Source organism: Streptomyces sp., assembly GCF_031181555.1.
Lineage (GTDB): Bacteria > Actinomycetota > Actinomycetes > Streptomycetales > Streptomycetaceae > Streptomyces > Streptomyces fimbriatus.
In genome coordinates this window covers 1-5,170 of the sequence record NZ_JAPSKQ010000273.1, presented here as the reverse complement: position 1 = coordinate 5,170, position 5,170 = coordinate 1, and the positions used below count along the sequence as shown (strand labels likewise).

General features: G+C 70.0%; 8 protein-coding genes. 4 read left to right on the top strand and 4 right to left on the bottom strand.

From position 1 onward, the window contains the following. Positions 1–377 (top strand): ABC transporter permease subunit (locus RIM90_RS30455; RefSeq protein WP_309063969.1); only part of this gene is annotated, 377 nt, incomplete at its 5' end. Continuing rightward, a complete protein-coding gene (locus RIM90_RS30450) occupies positions 374–1,180 on the top strand; it encodes an amino acid ABC transporter ATP-binding protein (RefSeq protein WP_309063968.1) in 807 nt (268 codons plus the stop codon). The genes RIM90_RS30455 and RIM90_RS30450, both read left to right, overlap by 4 nt. A gap of 69 nt (positions 1,181–1,249) precedes the next feature. Here RIM90_RS30450 and RIM90_RS30445 read toward each other — a convergent pair whose 3' ends face one another. Beyond that, positions 1,250–2,020 carry a class I SAM-dependent methyltransferase gene (locus tag RIM90_RS30445; RefSeq protein ID WP_309063967.1) on the bottom strand — a complete coding sequence of 257 codons (771 nt, stop codon included), beginning with the start codon at positions 2,018–2,020 and terminating at the stop codon, positions 1,250–1,252. Positions 2,021–2,120: 100 nt separating this feature from the next. Between RIM90_RS30445 and RIM90_RS30440 the strand changes: the two genes are divergently transcribed. Next, complete coding sequence (locus tag RIM90_RS30440; protein ID WP_309063966.1) at positions 2,121–2,750, top strand: CGNR zinc finger domain-containing protein; 630 nt, start codon at positions 2,121–2,123, stop codon at positions 2,748–2,750. On the opposite strand, the gene sodX is transcribed toward RIM90_RS30440, so the two are convergent. Beyond that, complete coding sequence (sodX, locus tag RIM90_RS30435) at positions 2,654–3,088, bottom strand: nickel-type superoxide dismutase maturation protease (protein ID WP_309063965.1); 435 nt, start codon at positions 3,086–3,088, stop codon at positions 2,654–2,656. The genes RIM90_RS30440 and sodX overlap by 97 nt on opposite strands. Before the next feature lie 145 nt (positions 3,089–3,233). On the opposite strand from sodX, the gene sodN reads away from it, so the two are divergent. Continuing rightward, positions 3,234–3,629: a superoxide dismutase, Ni gene (gene sodN, locus RIM90_RS30430; RefSeq protein WP_014674929.1), complete on the top strand. Its 396-nt coding sequence runs from the start codon at positions 3,234–3,236 to the stop codon at positions 3,627–3,629. Positions 3,630–3,940: 311 nt separating this feature from the next. Here the strand turns inward: sodN and RIM90_RS30425 are convergent, their stop codons facing one another. After that, a complete protein-coding gene (locus tag RIM90_RS30425) occupies positions 3,941–4,174 on the bottom strand; it encodes a hypothetical protein (protein ID WP_309063964.1) in 234 nt (77 codons plus the stop codon). Between the two features lie 343 nt (positions 4,175–4,517). Next, positions 4,518–5,102 (bottom strand): dihydrofolate reductase family protein, encoded by a 585-nt coding sequence (locus tag RIM90_RS30420; protein WP_309063963.1) that lies wholly within the window; start codon positions 5,100–5,102, stop codon positions 4,518–4,520. Positions 5,103–5,170: the final 68 nt, after the last annotated feature.

The following is a 5,170-nucleotide window of genomic DNA, read 5'->3' as shown; positions in this document are numbered from 1 at the left end:
CGTCGCACGCGCTGGGCATGAGCCACGCGAAGACGCTGCGCCGGATCGTCATCCCGCAGGCGATGCGCGTGATCGTGCCGCCGACGGGCAACGAGGTCATCAACATGCTGAAGACGACCTCGCTGGTCTCGGTCGTCCAGTACTCCGAACTGTTCCGGGTCGCCCAGGACATCGGCCAGACCTCCGGTGCCCCGGCCGAGATGCTGTTCCTGGCCGCCGCCTGGTACCTGCTGCTGACGTCGGTCTTCAGCGTCGGCCAGTACTACCTGGAGCGCTACTACGCGAAGGGCTCCACCCGTCAGCTGCCGCCGACGCCGTGGCAGAAGGTGAAGGCGAACATGCTGTCCCTCGGCCGCCCGAAGGGAGGCATGGCATGAGCGAGAAGCTCAGCAAGTCGGACGCGTCGGTGAAGAGCTCCACGGTCCCCATGGTCAAGGCGGAGGGCGTCCACAAGTCCTTCGGCCACGTCGAGGTCCTCAAGGGCATCGACCTGGAGGTGAGGACCGGCGAGGTGTTCTGCCTCATCGGCCCCTCCGGCTCCGGCAAGTCGACCTTCCTCCGGTGCATCAACCACCTGGAGAAGATCAACGCCGGCCGTCTGTACGTGGACGGCGAGCTGGTCGGCTACCGCCAGAAGGGCGACAAGCTCTACGAGCTCAAGGACAGCGAGGTCGCCCTGAAGCGCCGGGACATCGGCATGGTCTTCCAGCGCTTCAACCTGTTCCCGCACATGACGGCCGTCGAGAACGTCATGGAGGCGCCGGTCCAGGTCAAGGGCGTGGGCAAGAGGGAGGCCAAGGAGCGCGCGATGCAGCTCCTGGAGCGCGTGGGCCTCGGCGACAAGGCCGGGAACTACCCCTCGCAGCTCTCCGGCGGCCAGCAGCAGCGCGTGGCGATCGCCCGCGCGCTCGCCATGGACCCCAAGCTGATGCTGTTCGACGAGCCGACCTCGGCCCTCGACCCGGAGCTGGTCGGTGACGTCCTCGACGTCATGCGCGACCTCGCCGAGTCCGGCATGACGATGGTCGTCGTCACCCACGAGATGGGCTTCGCCCGCGAGGTGGGCGACAGCCTGGTCTTCATGGACGGCGGCGTGGTGGTCGAGTCGGGCAACCCGCGCCAGGTGCTGACCGACCCGCAGCACGAGCGGACCAAGTCGTTCCTGTCCAAGGTGCTCTGACACCACGCGCGGGAACGCACGGTGAGGGGCGGTACGGGGATCCGTACCGCCCCTCACCCCTGACACGGCCTACTTCAGCGCCAGCAGCAGCGTGTCCGACGGCGAGCACCACACCGGCCGGGCCTCGGCGAACCCCTTCTCGCGCAGCACGCGCGCGTGCCAGGCCGCGGACGGCATGTCGCCGTCGGCGTGCTCGCCGTAGATCTCGAAGCGGCGGGCCGTGGGCCCGGCCAGGACGGGATCCTTCGCGGCGAGCTGCCACCACTCGGTCCAGTCGAGGGCGCCGTCCCGCTTGGCCTGATCCTGACGGGCGTGACGCAGGGCGCGCTCGGCCGCGTTGATCCGGGGCGTGGTCTCGTCGATCATGTGGTCCGCGTTCATGAAGACACCGCCGTCGCGGACCAGGCCTGCGATGTGCCCGTAGAGGTCCGCGAGGGGTTCTTGGTACAGCCAGTGGAGAGCGGTCGCGGTCAGCACGGCGTCGTAGGAGTCGTACGGCAGTGCCGCCGCCCAGTCGGGGTCCTTGAGGTCGGCGGTGACGAGGGTGACCCGCCCGTCACCCGCGAAGGTGCCCTCGGCGATGGCGAGCAGCGCCGGGTCGAGGTCGACGCCGGTGCTGGTGGCGTCCGGGAACCGGGCGAGCAGCCGGGCCGTGATGCTTCCCGTGCCGCACGCGAGATCCAGTACGCGCGGGGAGGTGCCGACGAGGGCCTCCACCATGTCGAGCATGACCCGGAACCGCTCCTCGCGGTCGGGCATGTACCACTCCTGCTGCCGGTCCCAGCTCTCCTGCCAGGCGTGCCAGTCGGCGCCGGCCGTGGTGGTGTCCGTGTCCGTCATCGAGCCCCTCCCTCGCGCACATCACGTAATACCCTGGAAGCACGATCGTCTGTTACCCGACCGCACGCACGACCATAGAGCCCCTGCGTAAGGACTACAAGTGGAACTGGCCTATTACTCGGATTACGCCGTACGTCTCGTCAACACCGAGGAACCGGCCCGGGGGAAGGACACCCTGACGTCGATCGACGCGGTCCGCGATCTCTTCGGCGCCAACCAGTCGGCGGCGCGCCGCGCGACCGAGGCCGACGTCACCCGGTTCCGCTCCGTCCGGGCCCGGCTCCGCGCGGTCTTCGAGGCGGCGGACGGCGGCGACGAGACACTCGCCGTGGACCTGCTGAACTCACTGCTGCTGGAATTCCCGGTGAGTCCGCAGATCTCCGGACACGACTTCCGCGACGACGACGGCCGCCCGCTGTGGCACATGCACCTGGCCGACCACCCGTCCAACGCGACCGCCGGTTACGCCGCCACCGCGGCGATGGGCCTGGCCTTCCACCTCACCGAGTACGGCGTGGACCGCCTCGGCCTGTGCGAGGCGCCGCCCTGCCGCAACGCCTACCTGGACACCTCGACCAACCGCTCCCGGCGCTACTGCTCCGACCGCTGCGCCACCCGCGCCAACGTGGCGGCCTACCGCGCCCGCAAGCGCCTGGAGGCCGACCGCCCGGAGAACACCGGCCGGGCCGCCGACAGCGCCCAGCCCACCACGGCCGGCAAAGAGCGCTGAGCCGGCCTGCGCGGCCGGAACCGGAAGCGGACCCTGCCGAGCACCAGCTCGTCGGGGACGACCCCGTAGTCGGTGCTGTCGCCCCCGGCGTACGTGTTGTCACCGAGCACCCACCAACCGCCCTCGCGCCGCTCCGCGGCCCGCTTCACGACGAGCAGGTCCTGCTGGAACGGATGCCGCAGCACGATCACGTCACCGCGTTTGATCCGGGCGCCGTAGTGCACCAGGAGCCGGTCCCCGTGGTACAGCGTGGGCACCATGGACGGCCCCGTCACCTCGGCCACCCCGAAGGGCAGCGGCGCCTTCACCCGCTCGGCGTCCTGCGACAGCTCCGGCATCACCCGGCACCTCCCCGTTCTTTCCTCCACCAGTCCCAGTCTCACCCCGGACTTTTGTCCTAAGCCCACGGGGGCACTCAGCCAATCGGGCCGCCCAGGGAGTAATGTCCCCCCTGAGAAGACGATCACGAGGAAGGAACGCTCCATGCTTTCCCGCCTGTTTGCCCCCAAGGTCAAGGTCAGCGCGCACTGCGACCTGCCCTGCGGTGTGTACGACCCCGCCCAGGCCCGCATCGAGGCGGAGTCGGTGAAGGCCGTCCAGGAGAAGATGGCCGGCAACGACGACCCGCACTTCCAGGCGCGTGCCACGGTCATCAAGGAGCAGCGCGCCGAGCTCGCCAAGCACCACGTCTCCGTGCTCTGGAGCGACTACTTCAAGGCCCCGCACTTCGAGAAGTACCCGGAGCTGCACCAGCTGGTCAACGACACCCTGAAGGCCCTCTCGGCCGCCAAGGCGTCGACCGACCCGGCGACCGGCCAGAAGGCGCTGGACTACATCGCCCAGATCGACAAGATCTTCTGGGAGACCAAGAAGGCCTGACCCGGCCGACTCCTTTTCGCGACTTTCGCGACTTTCACGACGACCGGCGATCGGTGCACCATCGCGGGTCAGCGGGCACCCCGCAGGGGCCCGGCCGACTGTTGTCCGGCCGGGCCCCTGCGGCATGACGGGTCGCCCGCTCGGTTTTCCCGCTCGGCCGTCCTTCGGCCCCGGCGCTTCGGCCGCCGGTGTCGCGAGGCCGTCGAGGAGTTCGGCGCCGCGTCCGCCCCCTGGACGGTGACGCGCGATCCGACGGACGGCGCACCCCGCCCGACCGGCCGCACCTGAGGCCCGCGTACTGTCCGGTCGGTCTAGGGAGCCCTGTACAGGCAGGCGTAGGCGGTCGCGCCGTCCTCACCACGGGGCGCCGGCTCGGGGACCGGGCACAGGGTCTCCCAGCCGTCCGGGGGGCCGGGTACCGGGCTCGCCTCGGCCTCCTCCCAACCGACGGGCGGGGGCGGCTCGTTGGCGTCCTGCAGCCACAGGGTCAGTCCGCCTCCGATCACCACGATCGCCACCCACACGCCCACGGCCCAGCGCCACACCCTGCGACACGACTCCCCCCTGCTCCCCATGGCCTCACGCCGACAACGGGTCCGCCCCGTCAGGCGTTCTTCGCGGTGGTCCGCCCCGGCTCCTTCGCGGGTGCGGCGCCTCCGGGCCCTTCGGTCCCCGTGGCGCGCCGGGCGTCCTCCGCCCGGCCGGTTCCGCCGGGCGTCCGGATCACGCCGTCCCCGCATTCCGGGTTGCGGCACGGGCCGCGCACCCACACCGGTACCCACGCGCCCAGCGTCTTGTGGCGCCGGACGACCGTCTCCACTGGCTGTCCGCATGTGGGACAGACGTGTTGTTCGCTGCCCATGCCCTCAGGGTAGGCCCGGCGGCGGTTCAGCGCTCCCTGCGGTACGTCCGCACCACCGCGCCGTTGCCGAAGCCGCGCACCGACTCCAGTGCGAACTGCGTCACCGAGAAGCCGGAGGCGAACATCGGCATGCCGGTGCCCAGCACGACGGGGTACGTCTTGATGATCAGCTCGTCGATCTCGTCCAGCAGCTCTCCGGCGAGCCGGGCGCCGCCGCACAGGTAGATGTCGAACGTGCTGTCCTCGGCCTTCAGCGCGCGGACCCGGCCGACCAGGTCCTCCGCGATGATCTCGACGTTCGGGTCGGGCGACTCCTTCAGCGTGCGCGAGGCGACGTACTCGCGCAGATGGGCGTAGGGGCTGGTGACGCCCTCCCGGAGAGCGAGGTCGTAGCTGGCCCGGCCCTGGATGATCGTGTCGAACCTCTTGTTCGGCAGGTCGTCGATGCCGAGGGGGCGGCGGCCGTGGGTGGGCAGGGTCTCCGGGTATTCCGCCTTGAGGAAGTCGAGGAACTCCTCGTCGACGAAGGGGAACATGGCCGACCCGTCGCCGTCCGGGTCCCCGATGAAGCCGTCGAGGGAGCAGGCGATGAAGTAGGTGAGCTTTCGCAAGACGGCCTCTTTCCGTAGGGTGCGCTCCCGCGTGAACAACTCCAGTTGTAGTACTTCGTTCGTAGTGA